This is a genomic window from Bacillus sp. BS98, from assembly GCF_008432245.1.
Taxonomy (GTDB): Bacteria; Bacillota; Bacilli; order Bacillales; family Bacillaceae_G; genus Bacillus_A; species Bacillus_A toyonensis.
Window position 1 is genome coordinate 1937034 of record NZ_CP043830.1, and the last position, 19867, is coordinate 1956900.

The following is a 19867-nucleotide window of genomic DNA, read 5'->3' on the forward strand; positions in this document are numbered from 1 at the left end:
GCTCTTCTTTTTCATATTATGGTACAGGATGACCGTTAGAGCTTTCAAAAATTGTAAACCATTGTTGACGATCTAAGTTAACTTTTGTAGCAAGAGCGGCCGTTTTTACACGATCTAATTTCCCAGAGCCAACGATTGGCATCATGTTAGCTGGATGAGCAAGTAGCCATGCATACATAACCGTATCGATGCTAGTAACACCTAGCCCATTAGCAACTTTTTGTACAGTTTCACGTACACGTACTGCACGTTCAGTTTGGCCGGTAAAGATTTCGCCACCAGCAAGAGGTGACCAAATCATTGGATTGATTCGTTTTTCTTGGCATAAATTAATCGTACCTTTTTCAAAGTGCTCAAGCTGCAGCGCAGATACCTCGATTTGATTTGTAATGAGCGGGAAATCTAAATATGAACTTAACATATGAAACTGTGAAGGTAAAAAGTTAGATACACCGAAGTGACGAACCTTTCCTTCTTGTTTTAAGCGTGAGAACGCTTCTGCCACTTCATTTGGATCCATAAATGGATCAGGACGATGGATGAGTAATACATCAATATAATCTGTATGTAAGTTTTGTAATGAATCCTCCGCGCTCTTTATGATATGTTCAGTACTTGTATTGTAGTGAGCAACATATCGCTCTGGAAATTTCGGTGATGGGGGAGCGATTCCACACTTGGTAACAATTTGTATGTTTTCTCGTAAGGAAGGCTTTAGTTGTAAAGCTTCTCCAAACAGCCCTTCACACGTATATCCGCCATAAATATCAGCGTGATCGAAAGTAGTAATCCCCATATCCATGCATTCTTCAATGAAAGAAAGTAACTCTTGTTTCGTCATATTCCATTCTGCTAAACGCCAAAATCCTTGAATAATACGAGAAAATTCTAGTGTTTCGGCCATTTGAACTCGTTCCATTATAAGTACCCCCTTGATGTATGATTATTATTTTGAAAAGGCTTTCTTACTACATATTATTATATAGTTTGAGGAGCGTACAAACAATAAATATGTTTTGCTACAAAAACGATTTTCTCTATATGCTATAATGTAGACACATATAGCTATAAGGAGATGTAAGGGATGATTCCAGTAACAATATTAACTGGTTTTCTTGGATCAGGGAAAACGACTTTATTAAATCGTATTTTATCAGAAAATCACGGTAAGAAATTAGCGGTGATTGTAAATGAAATAGGACAAATTGGTATCGATAATCAGTTGATTATGAATGTTGAAGAAGAAATTATGGAAATGACTAACGGTTGTCTATGCTGTACTGTACGTGAAGATTTACTCGTTGCGTTAAAACAATTACTGGACGTAAAAGCAGAAGGGAAAATGGACTTTGAAGGCTTAGTAATTGAAACAACAGGTCTTGCAAATCCAGGCCCGATTATTCAAACATTTTTTTTAGATCCTGTTATTCAATCTGCATACCAAATTAATGGCGTTGTAACGGTAGTAGATAGTTACCATATACATAAACATTTTGAAAAGGGACTAGAAGCAAAGGAACAAATTGCATTTGCTGATGTAGTGTTGGTGAATAAATTAGATTTAATTGAAGAAAGTGAAAAGGAAAATCTTTTGCATGAACTGCAAGGTATTAACCCCACTGCAAAGTTAATCGAGGCAACTAACTGTGAGGTAGATATACCATCATTATTACAAATTCAAACGTTTAAAACGAAAGATACGTTACAAATTTATCCTCATAAAGAGCATAATCATTTAGAAGGTGTAAAATCATTTGTACTACGTGAAGAGCGTCCGTTAGATTTACAAAAACTAAATGAGTGGATGTCAGCTGTCGTGCAAGAGCTAGGGGAGTATTTATATCGTTATAAAGGGATTTTATCTATCGATGGAGTAGATAAACGTATCGTGTTCCAAGGTGTACATACATTATTTGCTGCTTCGTATGATAGAGAGTGGCAAGAGGGTGAAAAGCGAGTAAGTGAAGTCGTATTTATCGGTAAAGATATTAATAAAGAATGGTTCCAAGAACATTTTGGGGAGTGTGTGAAATAAGTCTGCGTCAACTGCAGGCTTATTTTTATATGAGCATTCTATTGAGATTGTACTAGATTTCAATAACGAAACACATAAGGGAAAGAAACGGAAAATAGAAAATAACATTGATAAATATATAATAACAAGCCTGTTTTCACAGGCTTGTGTTTTCGTTTATTAGTAACTCCATTACAACACCTACAACTGGACCCTCATCATCAATATCCCCGTTTAAATGGAAACCAAATGATTCATATAGGCCCATGGCAAGTTTGTTGCCCGGATGTAAACTTAAGTAAATTATTTTACATGTAAATTGTTGTTGTAAAAATTGAATGAGTAAGCGAAGGAAACGCTTTGCGTATCCTTTTCCTTGATGTTGTTGGTCAATCATAAAACGATCTAACCAGATGCTTTCGTGTTTTTTTGAATACCAACCGTACATTGCGTATCCAACAAGTGTTTCTCCATCATATAAACCTACTGACGTCCCGTTTCCTTCATATAATGATTCTGCTAAAGAAAACGCATTACTTTCAATAAATTGCTGCTGGTTTTTTGCGACGTTTAAAGCAGCTACTGAACGCCAATTTTTTGCTGTTACTTCACAAATGTGAAGATTCATAATTCCAACTCACCTTCTAAAAGAGTATAGCTTAAAGCTAATATGGATAATTTTACTTGTTATTTTGGTCAAGTCAAGGATACATACATAAAAAGGCAGCTGAACAATAGATTCAGCTGCTTAGAAAATATAGTAAATTAGTTTGTTGCTTCTTTCAATGTGTTTACGTTTTCTTCCATTAAAGTAAAGTAATCTTTATTGTTCTTCGCATCATCTTCAGAAATAGTAGCAAGGTGATTTAAGCGTAAAACTGTTGTACCAGTTTCTTTTTGAATAACTGATGCGACTTTTGGCGTAGAGAAAGTTTCAAATAAAATATATTTTAGACCGTGTTCTTTTACTGTTTTTGTAATGTCAGCAAGCTCTTTTTGAGATGGCTCATCAGAAGCTGAAATTCCGGCGATAGGAATCTGTTTTAAACCATAGCGTTGTTCCCAATAACCATAAGCAGCATGAGAAACTAAAATTTCTTTCGTTTTCGCATTTGCTACAGCAGCTTTAAATTGATCGTCTAAATCGGTAAATTTAGTTTGAAGTGCTGCAAAGTTTTTCTCGAATTCTTGTTTATGGTCAGGTTGTAATTCCACAAGAGCATTTTTGATTTTTTCAGCTTGTTTCATCGCAAGAGTAGGGTCTATCCAAACATGCGGGTCTTTATCATGATGGTGATCATCTTCTTTATGACCATCTCCGTGATCGTGATGTTCTTCTTCAGAAGAAGCACGAAGTTTAATTCCTTTTGATGCATTTACAATTTTAACATTTTCTTTTTGTAATGTTTTTTCCATCTTCTCAGCAAATGGTTCTAATTCAGCACCGTTATAAACGAATAAATCGGCTTTTGCAACTTGTACTGTTTGTTTTTGACTCGGTTCAAATGTATGTGAATCGGCACCAGGAGGGTAAATTGCTTCTACTGTTACATAGTCGCCACCAATTTTTTTTGCGAAATCTGCAAGAGGGAAGATGGTTGTATAAACAGTTAGCTTTCCATCTTTCTTGGCAGTACCTTCTTTTTTATTTGAGCAGCCAGTAAAAATTAAAGTGAAAATAAGTAAGAATGAAAATATAGTCAATCTTTTAGGCATGAAGTTCTCCTCTTTTCTTTTTTTACGGATATATCTTCAATTATAGAAGAAAAATATCATTTTAATACAAAACGGAATAATTACGTTTTAGTTTGCGAACTTAGTATAATACATCTTTCATAAAGTTGCAATAAATAATAATCATTACGATTTGATTTTGTTATAAAGTTGTCAAATATAGATGTATTATTTTTGTGAATGCATGCATATGTGACAACGCTGCTTTCATATATTTGAAAGGAAGGTGAAGAGGGGGATGAGCGCTTGGGATATTTAATGGAAGCTATCTTATTGATATTAGCGGTAGTATTGCCATTATCTTTCGTTTTAATCTTTTTAAGACGCTTAATAAGTAATTTAGGGAATGCATCAACGATAACGAAATTACCAGAGAAAGAAAAGAAAAAAGAGTAAGTAAAGCACTATGCATACGCATAGTGCTTTACTTATGGTAAAATAAAAAGAAGGAAACTCCTAAAAGTTGCATGTCACTGAAGGAGAGAAAAGTAAAATAAGAGGTATATGCATATATGAATAAGCGAACAGCGTTAGTACTTGGTGCAAGTGGTTTAGTTGGACAAGAGATAACGCGTCTATTACTTGAATCAGATTACTACGATTCGGTTACTATTTTTGTAAGAGAACCAATGCAATGGCAACATGAGAAGTTACAGCAGAAGAAAGTAGATTATTCGGCATTAGAAGAATATAAAGAATTTTTTGCAGTAGATGATGTTTTTAGTTGTCTAGGAACAACAATAAAAAAAGCAAAAACAAAGGCGAATTTCAAAAAAGTAGATTATGAATATACGTTACGAGCTGCTTGTTTAGCTGAAAAGCAAGGGGTGCAAAACTTCCTTGTTGTGTCTTCGATGGGAGCAAATCCTAAATCATTTTTCTTTTATTCACAAGTAAAAGGGAAAATGGAAGAGGAATTGCAAAAGTTAGTGATTGGTGGTATTCATATTTTTAGGCCGTCTTTATTAGTTGGAAATCGACAAGAGTTTCGTTTTGGTGAACGAATGGCTGAAAAGTTAACTCGAATTATTCCTTTTATATTTAAAGGGGCTTTCAAAAAGTATAAACCAATTTCAGCTAAAGATGTGGCGAAAGGGATGTATATAACTGCGCTGCGAGAAGAATCTGGTCTCCACATTTATAATTCAAATGAAATTACAACGATAGAATAAATAAAACCGAGAAGAATGGCTTCTCGGTTTTATTTATTCATATTGATTTTCCCAGGAGCCCGCTTATATTGATACGGTTCTTGCAATTCAAAACCAAGTTCATTTGCGGCTATTCTTGGGAAGTACGGATTGCGAAGTAACTCACGTCCGATAAAAATTAAATCTGCTTCGTTATTATTTAATATTTGCTCTGCCTGTGCCCCAGTCGTAATCAATCCAACTGCCCCAGTTGCAATGTTAGCATGTTCTTTAATATGTTTAGCATATTGTACTTGGTAACCAGGATAAACATCAATATGTGTCGGTACAACTGCACCAGAACTACAATCGATTAAATCTACTCCTTGTTCTTTCATCCATTTTGAATACCGAACGTAATCTTGAACGGTTAGCCCGTCAGGATGATAATCATTTGCTGAAATACGAACAAATAACGGTCCGTCCCAAACTTCATTTATAGATTCGATGATTTCACGTAAGAAACGATAGCGGTTTTCAGATGAACCGCCATATTCATCCGTTCGTTTATTGGAAAGTGGAGAAAGAAATTCGTTAATTAGATAACCGTGAGCGCCATGTATTTCAATAACGTCAAATCCAGCTTGTTTTGAACGCAGTGCAGCCTTCTGAAAAGCTAGTGCGGTGTCTTTAATTTGCTCTTTACTCATTTCCAGTGGTATTTTCATTGTTTCATTAAATGGAATTGCTGAAGGTGCTAACGCATCTGTTTCTAACTCAGCTTTTCTTCCGGCGTGAGCGAGTTGAATGGCAGCTTTTGCACCATTATCATGTATAAAAGTTGTCGCTGTATGTAATCCTTCAATTAGACTGTCGTCCCAAATACCTAAATCTTTGTTAGAAATGCGACCTTCAGGTAACACAGCTGTTGCTTCAATCATAACTAAACCGACTTGACCGGCAGCCCTAGTTCCATAATGAACGAGGTGGAAATTCGTTACTTTTCCATCCTCATTTTCCGAAGAATACATACACATAGGCGACATGACGATACGGTTTTTTAGTGTAACATCCTTAATTGTGTAGGGTGAAAAAAGTTTGGAATGCATCAAATAGCCTCCTTGATTGAATTTTCTTATATTTTACCATTCTCTTTTTTGTTTCTCTAATAAAACGCTTATACGAAAAATTTTGTCTATTCGTGTTACAATGACTAATATGAACTGAATTGGAGGATGACATATGTACCAGGCTTATTATAAAAGTGAATTAGGTTTGCTAGAAATTACAGCGAACGAAGAAGGCATTACGTCTGTTATATTTGTTGATGAACGACAAGAAGAAAATACAAATGAAATGATAGATCAATGTATAAATGAGCTAGATGAATATTTTAAAGGAAAAAGAAAAGAGTTTACTGTACCACTGTCTGCAGAGGGAACATCATTTCAAAAAAATGTATGGGATGCGCTCTACACTATTCCTTATGGCGTAAGTGCTTCATATTTAGATATTGCGGAGAAGGTTGGTAATACGAAAGCTGTACGAGCAATAGGAGGAGCAAACAGTCGTAATCCCATTTCAATTATCGTTCCGTGTCACCGTGTAATAGGAAAGAGTGGAAAGCTTGTAGGGTATGCGGGTGGTTTATGGAGGAAAGAGTGGCTGTTAAAACACGAAGGTATTTTGAAATGAAGTATGAATGGAAAGAGGGATTGTTTTGGAATGTATAAATTGTGGGCAACCTTGTGCGAATGAACAGTTAAATTGTGCAAACTGTCAGCAAAAACTGCATAATAAACAAGGTGAAGGAAGCTCGCTAATAGACAAAGAATTAGAAGAATATGTAGGGAGACAATATCCGTACTACAAAAAAAAATGGGAGCTTGAAAATAAGCGAATTGCAAAATGGAGCTGGAATGGTTGGGCTGCTATTTTTAATGTAGGTTGGCTTGGCTATCGTAAGTATTATTTACCTGCTGCACTATTTATACTGTTATTAGTAGTGTGTGATGCGTTTTCATATTATATGGGCTTCAACGTAGCATTGCCAATCATTAATATGGTGCCTCTTACGTTTTTATTACTCGTTTTTACCTTATTCGGGCTAGGGATTTTTGCGAATGGATTATATTATCAATTTGCAGAAAGACGTATATACCGCATAAAGGCACGTGAAATTAAAGATGAATCGGTTGAAAATTATCTCATTCGTGATAGTGGAGGAACGAGTAAAATGGGAGCAACGATCGTTACAATGTTAGCAGTTGCTAGTATTTTGTTCAGTCATTTCTTTTTCCCAACTGATCAGGATATTATTCAAAAAGTTCGTACAAGCTCGCTTTATGAATATCCAGTCTTTTCAATTGGTGAATCGTTCGAAAATTATTTTCAAAATTCAGGATGGATATACTATCGTGGAACGGAAGGATTAGAATTAGTAGAATTTCAGGGGGAGAGTCCTGAGATGCCAAGGAAAAAGGTGACAATTCAATTTATTGTTGATTATAAATTGGGAGAAGTGGAACCATATTCACTTACGATTAACGGTGAATCTAAAAATGAAGAAGAGTTTTTGAAAATAATGGAGGAAATATTTAAAGTTCAAAATCCATTTGATATAGAGGATGGCTTACAAGTAAATACTATTCAACAAAGCGGAGGGAAAGCAATTTCTGACCGCTTTTTTTCTTTTTATGAAAATAAATATTTAAAATAATCAGAATCTTTTGTATAATAAAATATATTATACAAGTTTTAACTTATACATATAGATTGGGGGAAGGAAGAATGAAAAGAAAGACAACAACAATTGCTGCACTTGCGTTATCGACTAGTGTACTGGTTGCGGGATGTGGGAATGGGGAGAAGGCTTCGACAACGAAGAAAGAATCAAGTAAGGGAATGGCAGATAAACAAGTTTTAAATTTGCTAGAAACAGCTGAAATTCCTTCAATGGATACATCTAAATCAACAGATTCTGTATCTTTCCGTGTATTTGTAAATGCAATGGAAGGATTATATCGTCTAGATAAAGATAATAAACCAACTCCAGGTATGGCCAAAGATGTGAAGATTAGTGAAGATAAAAAGACATATACATTTGAATTACGTGATGCAAAATGGTCAAATGGTGATTCAGTTCGAGCGCAAGATTTTGTATATGCATGGCAACGTACATTAGATAAAGCAATAGCAGCAGAATATGCATTTATTTTATTTGATGTGAAAAATGCACAGAAAGTAAATAAAGGAGAAGTACCGTCGGATCAATTAGGTGTTAAAGCGAAGGATGATAAAACGTTGGTAGTAGAATTAGAGCAACCAGCACCTTATTTCCTTGAGCTTACTTCGTTCCCTACATTCTTCCCATTAAATGAAAAGTATGTAAAAGAACAAGGGGATAAATACGGATTAGAAGCAGATAAATTATTGTACAATGGACCATTTACAATGAGTGAATGGAAACATGAACAAAGTTACCAGTTAAAGAAAAACCCAAATTATTGGGATAAAGATGCTGTAAAATTACAAGAAATTAATGTGGGTATAGTAAAAGAGACAAGTACTGGGGTAAATTTATATGATAGTGATCAAGCAGACCGTGTCATTTTAAGTTCTGAGTTTGTAGACAAATATAAAAAGAATAAACCAGATGAATTTAAAACGAAGCTAGACCCACGTATGTATTTCCTACGTTTTAATCAAAAAAATGCAACGTTTAAAAATCAAAAGGTTCGTGAGGCGATTGATTTAGCGTACGATAAAAAAGGAATTGCGGATGTAATTTTGAATGATGGATCATTGCCAGCGTATTTCTTAGTACCTGAAAAGTTTACGACAGGACCAGATGGAAAAGACTTCCGTACTGTAAATAAAAATTTCCGTGACAGTAAAGATAATGCTGCGAAAGCAAAAAAACTGTGGGAAGAAGCGAAGAAAGAACTTGGTCAAGATACAATTACAGTAGAATTACTAAATGATGATAACGGTAGTCGTAAAAAAGTGGGCGACTTTATTAAAGAAGAATTAGAGAAAAACTTACCAGGTATTAAAGTGAATTTGAAGCAACAACCATATAAGCAGAAGTTAGATTTAGAAAAGAAATTTCAATATGAATTCTCATTATCTGCATGGAGTCCAGATTATCCAGACCCAATGACATATATTGATATGTTCGTTACTGGAAGTTCATTTAATGAAATGGATTATTCAAATCCGAAGTATGATGATTTAGTAGCGAAATCAAAAGGAGAACTACTAAAAGATGACGCAGCACGCTGGAAAGCACTTGCAGAAGCTGAAAAAATCTTAATTGGTCAAGATGTTGCAATCTCTCCTACGTACCAACAAAGTACAGCTTACTTAGAGAAGACGTATGTAAATGGTATTGCTAACCATACGTTCGGTGGCGACTTCAGTTATAAATGGGCATATATTACAAAGAAATAGTATAATGAAAGATGAGTGAATTTTCGCTCATCTTTTGTTTGTTTAAGGAGGAACGTGGAGTGTTGAAAGGAATCAATCATCTTTGTTTTTCAGTATCAAATTTAGAAAACTCTATTCTGTTTTATGAAAGAGTGCTAGAAGGAGAACTATTAGTTAAAGGGAGAAAACTTGCATATTTCAATATATGTGGAGTATGGATAGCACTGAACGAAGAGGCACATATTCCAAGAAAGGAGATTCATCAATCTTATACGCACCTCGCATTTTCTGTTGAACAAAAAGATTTTGAACGCCTGTTACATCGGTTAGAAGAAAATAATGTTCATATTTTACAAGGAAGAGAACGTAATGTGAGAGATTGTGAGTCTATATATTTTGTTGATCCTGACGGTCACAAGTTCGAGTTTCATTCAGGGACACTGCAAGACCGTCTAAATTATTATAGGGAAGAAAAACCACATATGACATTTTACTAGGGAGGAAGAGCATTTGCATGCACTTGTAATCGGGGGAACAGGGATGTTAAAGAAAGTTTCTATGTGGCTTTGTGAGCAAGGATTCCATGTTTCTATTATTGGACGAGATGAAGTGAAATTAGAATATGTGAAGCGAGCAAGCTCTGCACCAGAAAATATCACATGCCTTCCGTTAGATTATCATAATAATGACGAAGTAAAGATAGCTATTAAAGGTACAATTGAGAGAAATGGTCCCATAACATTAGTTGTGGCATGGATACATTCAAGTGCAAAGTATGCGTTATCACTCATTTGTAAGGAGATAGAATTTTCGTCAGAGACATACAGTTTATTTCATATTTTAGGCAGTAAAGCATCGCGTATGAATGCAGGGAAAATAGGTGGTACGCTTTGCCTGTATCATAGAATTATATTAGGTTTTATTTTAGAAGATACATTCGGAAGGTGGCTTACTCATCAAGAAATATCAGATGGAGTAATTAATGGGATTGAAAGTAATTGCAATGAATGGATTGTGGGGCAAATAGAACCATGGGAATTACGACCAAATTGATAAGGGGGAATGGGAAATGAAAACAACTGTATATGTAACAAGGCACGGTGAAACAGAATGGAATGTAGCGAAGCGAATGCAAGGACGGAAAAATTCAGCTTTAACTGAAAATGGTATGTTACAAGCGAAACAATTAGGGGAGCGTATGAAGGATTTACCACTCCATGCCATATATAGTAGTCCAAGCGAAAGAACACGTCATACTGCTGAATTGATTAAAGGGGAACGCGATATTCCAATTATAGAAGATGAACGTTTCTATGAAATAAATATGGGGATATGGGAAGGGCAAACAATTGCTGATTTGGAAATGCAATATCCAGAAGAAGTACATTTATTTTGGAATGAACCACATCTTTTTCAGTCAACATCAGGGGAAAACTTTGCGGCCGTTTATAAAAGAGTAATTGAAGGGATACACTTTCTTTTAGAAAAGCATAAAGGAGAAAACATTTTAATAGTTACTCATGCTGCAGCAGCGAAACTACTTGTAGGACATTTTGCAGGTCTTGAAATTGAACATGTATGGGAAGAGCCATTTATGCATAGCGCGAGTCTTAGTGTAATTGAATTTGATGAAGATCTTGGTAAAGTAAAACAATTTGCAGATATAAGTCATTTTCAGTAAACGTAAAAAAGGCCGCAACGCGGCCTTTTTTGGTGGACATAAAAAACTAGCAATTACGTTTTTTATACCAGAAGTGATCGAATTTTTTATTCTTGCAAGAAGAAGACTTGTGTCTGCTATCTTTGCAATCATTCCATTTGTGTCCGTCATCGTGACAGTCTCTACCGTGATCACATGAATCATCGCAAGAGTGACCGTGTCCGTGAGGGAAGAATTCGCATTTTTTACAGAAACTTCGTTTTGTCCAGTAAAATTTCTTTTCAAAGCGTATGCATTTTGTAACGAAAGTACAATGTTTTCTACGAGTACGTTTTGTAACTAAAACGCATTCTTTTCTACGCGTCACTTTCGTAACGAATGTCCATTTTTGAACACGAACACGAGTACATTTCGTAACAAATGTCCATTTTTTTACGTGCGTACATTTTGTAACGAACGTACAATGTTTCACGCGAGTACATCTTGTTCTTGGACATCTACCTCCTGTAGTGCATTTACATCCTGTAGTACATTTATGATGAGAGAATTTATCATCATCGCACTCAAAAGTACTTGGATCTTGATGTAAGAAATCCTCCATCCCAGCACTTTTGATTTCTTCAACAGCTTTTCTAATATCACGTTTCATAGAAATCCTCCTTATCATGTATTAAAGTGAAAAGGTATTCTTTTTCCTTAACATGATATGAGATATGACGACGTTCTGAACAGGACAAGAGTGTAATTTTATATAAATAGATGATAGCGGATGTATGGACAAGACAAGGCGCATACATTGAATGAAAAGAACTGAGAAGGGATGAGAAAACATGCTGCCTTCATATGATTTTTTTGTTCATCCAATGTACTTAGTGGAATTGAAAAAAGATATTTGGTCAGATAGTCCAGTGCCAGCAAAATTAACTTATGGAAAAAAGAAGTATGACATTGATATCGTATACCGGGGTGCTCATATTCGCGAATTTGAGAAAAAGTCTTATCATGTTGTATTTTATAAACCGAAAAAATTTCAAGGCGCGAAAGAGTTTCATTTGAATTCTGAGTTTATGGATCCGTCACTCATACGAAATAAATTATCTTTAGATTTTTTTCATGATATTGGTGTACTTTCGCCAAAATCACAACATGTATTTATAAAAATCAATGGTCAAATTCAAGGTGTATATTTACAGTTAGAATCAGTTGATGAAAACTTTTTGAAAAATAGAGGATTACCGAGTGGTTCTATTTATTATGCGATAGATGATGATGCAAATTTTTCATTAATGAGTGAGCGAGATAAAGATGTTAAGACAGAGCTCTTTGCGGGTTATGAATTTAAATATTCGAATAAAAATAGTGAAGAACAACTAAGTGAATTTGTATTTCAAGCGAATACTTTGTCGAGGGAAGATTATGAAAAAGAAATTGGGAAGTTTCTACATGTAGATAAATATTTACGATGGTTAGCTGGAGTAATTTTCACGCAAAACTTTGACGGTTTCGTTCATAACTATGCACTATACCATAACGATGAGACAAATTTATTTGAAGTTATACCGTGGGATTATGATGCAACTTGGGGGCGAGATGTACAAGGGAGACCGCTTAATCATGAATATATTCGCATTCAAGGGTATAACACGTTAAGTGCAAGATTGTTAGACATACCTGTATTTAGAAAGCAGTATCGAAGTATTTTAGAAGAAATATTAGAAGACCAATTTACAGTTTCGTTTATGAGGCCGAAAGTAGAAGCGTTGTGTGAATTGATTCGTCCATATTTACTACAAGATCCATATATGAAAGAAAAATTAGAAACGTTTGATCAAGAGGCTGATATGATTTATGAATATATAAATAAAAGAAGGAAGTATATACAAGACCACTTACATGAATTGGATTAATTTTGAAAGAGATTGGAACATTATCAATCTCTTTTTTGTATAATAAAGGTGTACCAAAAAAGTGAAATGATATGTATTTGATAGAGAATGGGGTTGTGTAGAGATGACGATTAAATGGATTGATTGGGTAAAACAAATACAATCTATAGCCCAAGCGGGTTTAACGTATTCTAAAGATGTGTACGATATAGAACGTTTCCAACAATTACGAGACATTTCGATTTCGATGATGTCACATTACACAAAAACAGATTGGGAAGTAGTAGCGAAACTATTTGCAAGTGAGACGGGCTATCAAACACCAAAAGTTGATATACGAGCAGTTGTTTGTCAAAATGAAAAGCTATTATTTGTGAAGGAAAAAAGTGATGGGAAATGGGCATTGCCAGGTGGATGGGCTGATGTTGGTTATACGCCAACAGAAGTAGCAGCAAAAGAGGTTTTCGAAGAGACAGGATATGAAGTAGATCGTTTTAAGCTACTAGCTATATTTGATAAAGAAAAGCATCAACCATCGCCTTCAGCAACGCATGTATATAAGATTTTTATTGGTTGTAATATTGTTGGTGGGGAAAAGAAGGTTAGTATTGAAACAGAAGAAATAGAGTTTTTTGGTGAAGATGAATTGCCGGATTTATCAATTGCTAGAAATACAGAAGAGCAAATTAAAGAAATGTTTGCTTATATGAAAGACCCACAGAAAGAAAAAATAATAGATTAATGCTGCTTGAATTGTACATATTGTTAAAATGAAGATATTGGCAGATTGCAATCTTTATGTGATAATGGGATGGTATGTGAAGAAAAAAGGAGATAGAAAAGAACATGTTAGCAAATATAATAGATCAGTTATTGCAATTTTTTGCAAGCTTAGGGTACTTTGGAGTAGCTCTTGCTTTAATGATTGAAGTAATCCCAAGTGAAATTGTACTTTCGTATGCTGGCTTTTTAGTAGCGGATGGTAAAATTAGTTTTGTGGGGGCAGTTATCGCCGGAACGATTGGTGGTACTTTAGCGCAAATCTTTTTATACTGGCTTGGATACTACGGAGGGCGTCCGGTTGTAGAGAAATATGGGAAATATCTACTTATTAATAAACACCATTTAGACATAGCGGAAGGTTGGTTTAAACGTTACGGAGCAGGCGTAATATTTTCTGCACGCTTTATTCCAGTAGTACGTCATGCGATCTCTATTCCAGCAGGACTAGCTAAGATGCCATTAAAACTATTTACACTTTATACGGTTGTAGCGATTATTCCGTGGTCAATTCTATTTATATACTTAGGTGAAAAACTTGGTGGGAATTGGCGTCATATTAAAGAGTATGCATCTGATTATACACATTACATAATTATAGGAGCTGTGCTCTTTATTGCACTATACTTCGGTTTAAAGTATTTGAAAAAGAAAAAAACAACACGTTAAAGTCAATGATGATTCATTGGCTTTTTTATTTGTTTCGGTTCTAAACAAAAGGAGTTGTCCATAATGTGTAATAATAAAGCGTAGCGGAGGAATGTGATGAAAGGGTCACCGTTTATACGTGGAACGATATTTTTAACGATGGCAACGATGATATCTAAAATGTTAGGGTTTATATATATTATACCATTTACAGCAATGGTTGGTACGAGTGGGTACGTTCTATACGCGTATGCATATCGTCCGTATACGATTATGCTGAGTATAGCGACGATGGGGTTACCGCTCGCTGTTTCAAAGATGGTATCAAAATATGATCAACTAAATGATTATCATACAGTTAAAAGAGTACTAAAGAGTGGTATCGTTTTTATGTTAATAATGGGAGTTGTATCGTGTGTCACACTGTATGTATTAGCCCCGCATTTAGCTGAACTTGTAGTTGATGGAAGTGATCAAACGGGGAATAGTGTAACTGCTGTCGCTACTAACATTCAAATTGTAAGTTTTGCGTTAATACTTGTACCAGTAATGAGTTTATTAAGAGGCTTCTTTCAAGGATTTCAGTCGATGGGCCCTTCTGCATTAAGTGTAGTTGTAGAGCAATTCTTTCGGGTCTTAACTATATTGATAGGAAGTTTTGTCGTATTATATGTTTTAAAAGCTTCTGTATCGCTAGCAGTTGGTATTTCAACGTTTGGTGCTTTCATGGGAGCAATAGGTGGATTAGCTGTTTTAACTGCGTATTATGTAAGAAGGAGAAGGCATTTAAAGAAAAAAGAGATGGCAAGTATACCGCAAACGACGAAATCTTTCTTCTCGTTGTATAAGGAGCTCTTTACATATTCTATTCCTTTCGTCGTGGTTGGTTTAGCTATTCCTTTGTATCAGACTATAGATACATTTACAATTAATAAACTACTTATACAAATTGGATATATGCAAGGAGAAGCGGAAAAAATCAATGCGATTATTGGTCTTGTTCAAATGGTTGTACTTATCCCAGTTTCAGTTGCGACTGCTTTTAGTATGTCTCTCGTTCCAGAGATGACGAAAGCTTATACAGCAGGGAATACGAAGTTACTATATAAACATTTTACAAAGACGAATCTATTAGTAGTAGGGATTACGGTACCAGCGGCGATTGGAATGATGGTGTTAGCAAAACCAATATATACGCTTTTGTTTAGTACGGGGAATGATCCGGAGATAGGGAGTGTTATTCTACAATATTATGCTCCTGCGTGTATACTATTTTCACTCTTTACTGTAACGGCTGCCATGCTGCAAGGAATTAATCAACAACAGAAAACAGTATTAGGTTTAGTAATCGGAATTATTGTAAAGATAATATTAAATATTGTATTGCTTCCGTATTTCGATTATGTAAGTTTTATCATTTCAACTTACGCTGGCTATACGATTTCAGTTGGTTTTAACTTGTGGATGCTTTCTAAATATGTTATAAAGGCAACATAAGCTTTTTAAGGCAGAGAATCCTCTGTCTTTTTCTACGTTTATAATATTTTTCACGTAAAAGCGTTTTCAAAATAATTTTTCTATTGAAATTTAAACGTATGTTTCATATGCTGAGAATGGCGGTTCAAAAACTGTTATGTAAGAGAGGTAGATTCCTACATGTAAAAAGAATCGGGGTGATAGTATGTTAAATATGTATTTAACAGACCGAAACGGAAAACTACAAGAGATTGAGGAAATGCAAAAGGGTTGCTGGATTAATGTACTTCATCCAACTGAAGAAGAAATTCAGTATTTAGTACAAACTTTAAATGTAGACTTAGATTTCATTAAAGACCCTTTGGATGATGAAGAACGCTCTCGTATTGAAAAGGAAGACAATAATACCTTAATCATCGTCGATATTCCGACAGTTAGGCATGATGAAGAGGGGAATTCGATTTATGACACGATTCCAATAGGTATGATTGTAATGCCAGATTGTTTCGTTACAATTTGTTTAGAAGAGAATCCAATTTTTGAACGTTTTATTAATCAACGTATTAAAGAATTTTATACGTTTAAAAAGACACGCTTTGCACTGCAGCTCTTATATACGATTTCTACTTATTATTTAAGATACTTAAAGCAAATAAATCGAAAAACAATCGATTTAGAGCACCAATTAAATAAATCAATGAAAAACAAAGAAATTTTTACATTGTTAGGCCTTGAAAAAAGTTTAGTTTACTTTACAACATCACTAAAGGCTAATAAAATTGTAATTCAAAAATTAATGCGAAACAGTACATTTTTAAAAATGTATGAAGACGATCAAGATCTATTAGAAGATGTATTAATTGAAAATAAACAGGCTATTGAAATGGCGGAAATATATAGTCACATTTTAAGTGGAATGATGAATACATTTAGTTCCGTTATATCAAATAATTTAAATAGTGTTATGAAACTGTTAACGTCTATTACAATTATTTTATCTTTACCAACAATGGTTTCTAGTTTCTTTGGAATGAACGTAAAGGTTCCATTTGAAGGTGAAGCGTATGGTTTTGTAATTGTACTCATTATATGTGTAACTTTATCGTTCACATTGGCATTTGTTTTTTGGAAGAAACGTTACTTTTAACAATAAAAAAGCTGCTCTAGCATAGTTGTAAAACTACGCTAGAGCAGCTTTTTTGCTATGAAATCTCAATTTTGGAATAGAATATAACATGTGAAATGTAATGTGTATGAAGGTTATGAATTCCGTATAAGCCTTGTCCAATTAATAAAATGGGGTTAAAATTACATATTGTTAAAGAAAAGTTGGAGGAAATACATCATGGAATTGTTTCAATTACCGAAAGCATTCCTGCAAATGAATACAATTTTTATCTCAATATTAATCGAGGCACTTCCGTTTGTGCTAATTGGTGTATTTATTTCAGGATTCATTCAAATGTTTGTGACAGAAGATATGGTGGCAAAATGGATGCCGAAGAACCGATTTCTGTCAGTTTTATTAGCTACTTTTTTAGGCATGATGTTTCCAGGATGTGAATGTGGAATTGTTCCGATTGTAAGACGGTTAATCGGAAAAGGCGTTCCGCCATACGCAGGGATTGCATTTATGTTAACTGGACCGATTATTAATCCGGTTGTACTATTTGCTACATATGTCGCTTTTGGAAGTAGTATGCACATGGTATGGTATCGTTCTATTGTAGCGATTATCGTAGCAATTATCGTTGGAATTATATTATCATTTATGTTTAAAGAACATCAATTACGAGACGATCACTTCCCAGAAGTGAATCATAAGCGTCCGTTACGTAAAAAAATGTGGGAGGTATGTACGCACGCAGTTGAGGAATTCTTCTCAATGGGAAAATACTTAGTACTAGGTGCGTTAATTGCAGCAGCGGTTCAAACGTTTGTACAAACTTCAACACTTCTTGCTATCGGACAAGGGCCGTTTTCTTCATCAGCTGTAATGATGGGACTTGCCTTTATATTATCACTTTGTTCAGAAGCAGATGCATTTATTGCTTCGTCATTCCAAAGTACATTTTCAACAGCATCACTCGTCGCGTTTCTCGTATATGGACCGATGGTGGATATTAAAAATATGTTTATGATGCTTGCGACATTTAAAACAAAATTTGTAATTGTCGTTACAGTTACAGTTACTCTTGTTGTTTATGCAAGCTCACTACTCATTTATGCGATGGGGTGGTAGGTTATGTTTCGAGCATATATATTATTAGGTTTCACAATATTAATTGCACAGCTTCATATTTCAGGTAATATTACGAAATATATCAATATGAAGTATGCTTATTTATCAACAACAGCAGCCATTATTTTAGGGTTTTTAACGATTGTTCAAATTATTATCGTTTTCCAAAAAGAACATCAAAAAGAAAAAGATCAGCACAATTGTGGTTGCGATCATAGTCACTGCGGGCATGATCATTCGAAAGATGAGAATACATGGTGGAAAAAAGTGTTTTCTTACACATTATTCTGTTTTCCAATCATTACAGGATTGTTTTTCCCAATTGCAACATTAGATTCCGATATTGTTAAGGCGAAGGGATTCCATTTTCCAGTAGCGCAAGCAGAAAGTAAAGATCCATTTATGACAAGGCAATTTCTAAGACCTGATACGAGCATTTATTACGGGAAAGAAGGATACCGTGGTGTAATGGAAAAAGGGAAGAAAGAGTTTGTTACGAAAGACAGTATTACTTTAAAAGATGAAGATTTCTTAAAGGGTATGGAGACGATTTATAACTATCCTGGCGAGTTTACTGGGAAAAAATTATCTTTTAAAGGGTTTGTATTCAGAGATGATTCTTCTAAAAAAGAACAATACTTCTTATTCCGTTTCGGTATTATACACTGTGTAGCAGATTCTGGTGTATATGGTATGTTAGTGAAAAAACCAGAAGGGGTAGAGTGGAATAATGATGACTGGATTCAAGTCGAAGGAGAAATAACAACTGAGTTTTATCAGCCGTTCCATGCAAATATTCCTGTTTTAGAAGTAACGAAATGGAATAAAGTTGAGCAGCCGAAAGAACAATATGTATTTAGAGGAGCCGATTGATAACATCGGTTCTTTTTTATGGACTAAAAGTTCTGAATGTTGTTAATATTAAATGTGTAGTTCACTTAGTGTAGTGAACAAGTACATGGTTAGTTGAACTCATTGAAAGTATACGGACAGCCCGACTTCCACCTAATTTCTTCTGGGAGTCTTACTACCCGCAAATAGCAGGATAATTAATCAAAGGAGCGATAACAATGACTGAAGTAAAGGGGAAAACAGCTAATGAGTCTAGAGTGTTTAAAACGAGCCGAGTATTTCCAACGGATTTAAATGATCATAATACACTATTTGGTGGAAAAATATTAGCGGAGATGGATATGGTTGCTTCTATTTCAGCAACGAGACATGCAAGAAAAGAATGTGTCACAGCGTCTATGGATTGGGTTGATTTCTTACATCCTGTTCGTTCATCTGATTGCGTTAGTTATGAATCCTTTGTAATTTGGACGGGAAGAACTTCAATGGAAGTTTTTGTGAAGGTAGTGGCTGAAGACTTAATTTCAGGTGAAAAGCGTATAGCTGCAACGTCATTTGTTACATTTGTTGCACTTAGTAAGGAAAATAATCCAGTTCCTGTACCACGAGTTATTCCTGAAACAGAAGAAGAGAAAGAATTACATCGTATTGCTGTATTACGTGCGGAACAACGTAATATTCGTAAGGCAGAGAGTAAGAAAGTAGCCACATTGTTAACTTTTTGAATTGAATATATAGCCGTTAAGGTTACCATAACAAACGATAATGGTTTTAAAATAAAAAGCGGACACCTAAAAATAGGTGTCCGCTTTTATAGTTTTTTCATCCACATATCATATGACAATAACTACTTAGCAGAAGCAAGCAGCACCGACGATGATTAAGAGGATAAATAATACGACTAAAAGCGCAAATCCATTACCATGTGCGAAGCCCATTGTTATTTCCTCCTTTTATTTTAAGATACAACATACAATATGCAAATGAGCTGTTGTTTGATATGGACATATATCA

Annotated in this window: 23 protein-coding genes; 17 read left to right on the plus strand and 6 right to left on the minus strand. The window is 34.8% G+C overall.

Features of this window, described 5'->3' with window-relative positions; translation table 11 throughout:
• Positions 1-16: 16 nt before the first annotated feature.
• Complete coding sequence (locus tag F0362_RS10130; protein WP_000442805.1) at positions 17-919, minus strand: aldo/keto reductase; 903 nt, start codon at positions 917-919, stop codon at positions 17-19.
• A 165-nt stretch (positions 920-1084) separates the two neighbouring features.
• Between F0362_RS10130 and F0362_RS10135 the strand changes: the two genes are divergently transcribed.
• A complete protein-coding gene (locus F0362_RS10135) occupies positions 1085-2035 on the plus strand; it encodes a CobW family GTP-binding protein (protein WP_000613433.1) in 951 nt (316 codons plus the stop codon).
• Positions 2036-2171: 136 nt separating this feature from the next.
• On the opposite strand, the gene F0362_RS10140 is transcribed toward F0362_RS10135, so the two are convergent.
• Together F0362_RS10140 and F0362_RS10145 are read right to left on the minus strand one after the other, a co-directional pair.
• Complete coding sequence (locus F0362_RS10140; RefSeq protein ID WP_001048673.1) at positions 2172-2642, minus strand: GNAT family N-acetyltransferase; 471 nt, start codon at positions 2640-2642, stop codon at positions 2172-2174.
• 137 nt (positions 2643-2779) lie between these two features.
• Entirely contained in the window at positions 2780-3730 is a 951-nt protein-coding gene (locus tag F0362_RS10145; protein ID WP_001126163.1) for a metal ABC transporter substrate-binding protein, read from the minus strand.
• Positions 3731-3994: 264 nt separating this feature from the next.
• Here F0362_RS10145 and F0362_RS30510 point away from each other — a divergent pair, with 264 nt between their 5' ends.
• Entirely contained in the window at positions 3995-4144 is a 150-nt protein-coding gene (locus tag F0362_RS30510) for a hypothetical protein (protein WP_000540935.1), read from the plus strand.
• A 116-nt stretch (positions 4145-4260) separates the two neighbouring features.
• Positions 4261-4920 carry an oxidoreductase gene (locus tag F0362_RS10150; RefSeq protein WP_001042745.1) on the plus strand — a complete coding sequence of 220 codons (660 nt, stop codon included), beginning with the start codon at positions 4261-4263 and terminating at the stop codon, positions 4918-4920.
• Positions 4921-4949: 29 nt separating this feature from the next.
• Here F0362_RS10150 and namA read toward each other — a convergent pair whose 3' ends face one another.
• The gene (gene namA / locus F0362_RS10155) at positions 4950-5987 is read right to left on the minus strand and encodes an NADPH dehydrogenase NamA (protein ID WP_000555707.1); all 1038 of its coding nucleotides are present in this window, start codon (positions 5985-5987) and stop codon (positions 4950-4952) included.
• A gap of 133 nt (positions 5988-6120) precedes the next feature.
• Here namA and F0362_RS10160 point away from each other — a divergent pair, with 133 nt between their 5' ends.
• From F0362_RS10160 to F0362_RS10185, 6 genes are all read left to right on the plus strand, one after another.
• The gene (locus F0362_RS10160; protein WP_000283917.1) at positions 6121-6573 is read left to right on the plus strand and encodes a methylated-DNA--[protein]-cysteine S-methyltransferase; all 453 of its coding nucleotides are present in this window, start codon (positions 6121-6123) and stop codon (positions 6571-6573) included.
• Positions 6574-6598: 25 nt separating this feature from the next.
• A complete protein-coding gene (locus F0362_RS10165) occupies positions 6599-7597 on the plus strand; it encodes a DUF2628 domain-containing protein (RefSeq protein ID WP_149889750.1) in 999 nt (332 codons plus the stop codon).
• Between the two features lie 71 nt (positions 7598-7668).
• A complete protein-coding gene (locus tag F0362_RS10170) occupies positions 7669-9330 on the plus strand; it encodes a peptide ABC transporter substrate-binding protein (protein ID WP_000824263.1) in 1662 nt (553 codons plus the stop codon).
• Positions 9331-9389: 59 nt separating this feature from the next.
• Positions 9390-9806, plus strand: coding sequence for a FosBx1 family fosfomycin resistance bacillithiol transferase (gene fosB, locus F0362_RS10175; RefSeq protein ID WP_000911701.1), 417 nt, complete (start codon positions 9390-9392; stop codon positions 9804-9806).
• A gap of 13 nt (positions 9807-9819) precedes the next feature.
• A complete protein-coding gene (locus tag F0362_RS10180; RefSeq protein WP_000543132.1) occupies positions 9820-10362 on the plus strand; it encodes a short-chain dehydrogenase in 543 nt (180 codons plus the stop codon).
• Between the two features lie 16 nt (positions 10363-10378).
• Entirely contained in the window at positions 10379-10990 is a 612-nt protein-coding gene (locus F0362_RS10185) for a phosphoserine phosphatase 1 (RefSeq protein ID WP_000859190.1), read from the plus strand.
• 46 nt (positions 10991-11036) lie between these two features.
• Here the strand turns inward: F0362_RS10185 and exsB are convergent, their stop codons facing one another.
• The gene (exsB, locus tag F0362_RS10190; protein WP_000817491.1) at positions 11037-11618 is read right to left on the minus strand and encodes an exosporium protein ExsB; all 582 of its coding nucleotides are present in this window, start codon (positions 11616-11618) and stop codon (positions 11037-11039) included.
• A 181-nt stretch (positions 11619-11799) separates the two neighbouring features.
• On the opposite strand from exsB, the gene cotH reads away from it, so the two are divergent.
• From cotH to F0362_RS10230, 8 genes are all read left to right on the plus strand, one after another.
• Positions 11800-12876, plus strand: a complete 1077-nt coding sequence (gene cotH, locus F0362_RS10195) for a spore coat protein CotH (RefSeq protein ID WP_000938007.1) — start codon at positions 11800-11802, stop codon at positions 12874-12876.
• 103 nt (positions 12877-12979) lie between these two features.
• A complete protein-coding gene (locus F0362_RS10200) occupies positions 12980-13597 on the plus strand; it encodes an NUDIX hydrolase N-terminal domain-containing protein (RefSeq protein WP_000153580.1) in 618 nt (205 codons plus the stop codon).
• A gap of 104 nt (positions 13598-13701) precedes the next feature.
• A complete protein-coding gene (locus tag F0362_RS10205) occupies positions 13702-14304 on the plus strand; it encodes an undecaprenyl phosphate transporter UptA (protein WP_000880689.1) in 603 nt (200 codons plus the stop codon).
• Positions 14305-14400: 96 nt separating this feature from the next.
• On the plus strand, positions 14401-15780 hold the full coding sequence (locus tag F0362_RS10210) for a putative polysaccharide biosynthesis protein (protein ID WP_002038509.1): 1380 nt from the start codon (positions 14401-14403) through the stop codon (positions 15778-15780).
• Positions 15781-15964: 184 nt separating this feature from the next.
• Positions 15965-16906: a magnesium transporter CorA family protein gene (locus F0362_RS10215; protein ID WP_000933700.1), complete on the plus strand. Its 942-nt coding sequence runs from the start codon at positions 15965-15967 to the stop codon at positions 16904-16906.
• Between the two features lie 198 nt (positions 16907-17104).
• Positions 17105-18001, plus strand: a complete 897-nt coding sequence (locus F0362_RS10220) for a permease (RefSeq protein WP_000418718.1) — start codon at positions 17105-17107, stop codon at positions 17999-18001.
• Positions 18002-18004: 3 nt separating this feature from the next.
• Entirely contained in the window at positions 18005-18874 is an 870-nt protein-coding gene (locus tag F0362_RS10225; protein WP_000488051.1) for a TIGR03943 family putative permease subunit, read from the plus strand.
• 197 nt (positions 18875-19071) lie between these two features.
• The gene (locus F0362_RS10230) at positions 19072-19578 is read left to right on the plus strand and encodes an acyl-CoA thioesterase (RefSeq protein WP_000141169.1); all 507 of its coding nucleotides are present in this window, start codon (positions 19072-19074) and stop codon (positions 19576-19578) included.
• Positions 19579-19704: 126 nt separating this feature from the next.
• Here F0362_RS10230 and F0362_RS10235 read toward each other — a convergent pair whose 3' ends face one another.
• Positions 19705-19791, minus strand: a complete 87-nt coding sequence (locus F0362_RS10235) for a YjcZ family sporulation protein (protein WP_000505094.1) — start codon at positions 19789-19791, stop codon at positions 19705-19707.
• Positions 19792-19867: the final 76 nt, after the last annotated feature.

Bases quoted from the DNA above. Each gene is read 5' to 3' on its own strand.
- exsB (WP_000817491.1), bottom strand. From the start codon at position 11,618: ATGAAACGTGATATTAGAAAAGCTGTTGAAGAAATCAAAAGTGCTGGG.
- F0362_RS10185 (WP_000859190.1), top strand. From the start codon at position 10,379: ATGAAAACAACTGTATATGTAACAAGGCACGGTGAAACAGAATGGAAT.
- F0362_RS10145 (WP_001126163.1), bottom strand. From the start codon at position 3,730: ATGCCTAAAAGATTGACTATATTTTCATTCTTACTTATTTTCACTTTA.
- F0362_RS10225 (WP_000488051.1), top strand. From the start codon at position 18,005: ATGTTTCGAGCATATATATTATTAGGTTTCACAATATTAATTGCACAG.
- F0362_RS10200 (WP_000153580.1), top strand. From the start codon at position 12,980: ATGACGATTAAATGGATTGATTGGGTAAAACAAATACAATCTATAGCC.
- cotH (WP_000938007.1), top strand. From the start codon at position 11,800: ATGCTGCCTTCATATGATTTTTTTGTTCATCCAATGTACTTAGTGGAA.
- F0362_RS10130 (WP_000442805.1), bottom strand. From the start codon at position 919: ATGGAACGAGTTCAAATGGCCGAAACACTAGAATTTTCTCGTATTATT.
- F0362_RS10140 (WP_001048673.1), bottom strand. From the start codon at position 2,642: ATGAATCTTCACATTTGTGAAGTAACAGCAAAAAATTGGCGTTCAGTA.
- F0362_RS10150 (WP_001042745.1), top strand. From the start codon at position 4,261: ATGAATAAGCGAACAGCGTTAGTACTTGGTGCAAGTGGTTTAGTTGGA.
- namA (WP_000555707.1), bottom strand. From the start codon at position 5,987: ATGCATTCCAAACTTTTTTCACCCTACACAATTAAGGATGTTACACTA.
- F0362_RS10205 (WP_000880689.1), top strand. From the start codon at position 13,702: ATGTTAGCAAATATAATAGATCAGTTATTGCAATTTTTTGCAAGCTTA.
- F0362_RS10220 (WP_000418718.1), top strand. From the start codon at position 17,105: ATGGAATTGTTTCAATTACCGAAAGCATTCCTGCAAATGAATACAATT.
- F0362_RS10235 (WP_000505094.1), bottom strand. From the start codon at position 19,791: ATGGGCTTCGCACATGGTAATGGATTTGCGCTTTTAGTCGTATTATTT.
- F0362_RS10215 (WP_000933700.1), top strand. From the start codon at position 15,965: ATGTTAAATATGTATTTAACAGACCGAAACGGAAAACTACAAGAGATT.
- F0362_RS10230 (WP_000141169.1), top strand. From the start codon at position 19,072: ATGACTGAAGTAAAGGGGAAAACAGCTAATGAGTCTAGAGTGTTTAAA.
- F0362_RS10135 (WP_000613433.1), top strand. From the start codon at position 1,085: ATGATTCCAGTAACAATATTAACTGGTTTTCTTGGATCAGGGAAAACG.
- F0362_RS10210 (WP_002038509.1), top strand. From the start codon at position 14,401: ATGAAAGGGTCACCGTTTATACGTGGAACGATATTTTTAACGATGGCA.
- F0362_RS10160 (WP_000283917.1), top strand. From the start codon at position 6,121: ATGTACCAGGCTTATTATAAAAGTGAATTAGGTTTGCTAGAAATTACA.
- F0362_RS10170 (WP_000824263.1), top strand. From the start codon at position 7,669: ATGAAAAGAAAGACAACAACAATTGCTGCACTTGCGTTATCGACTAGT.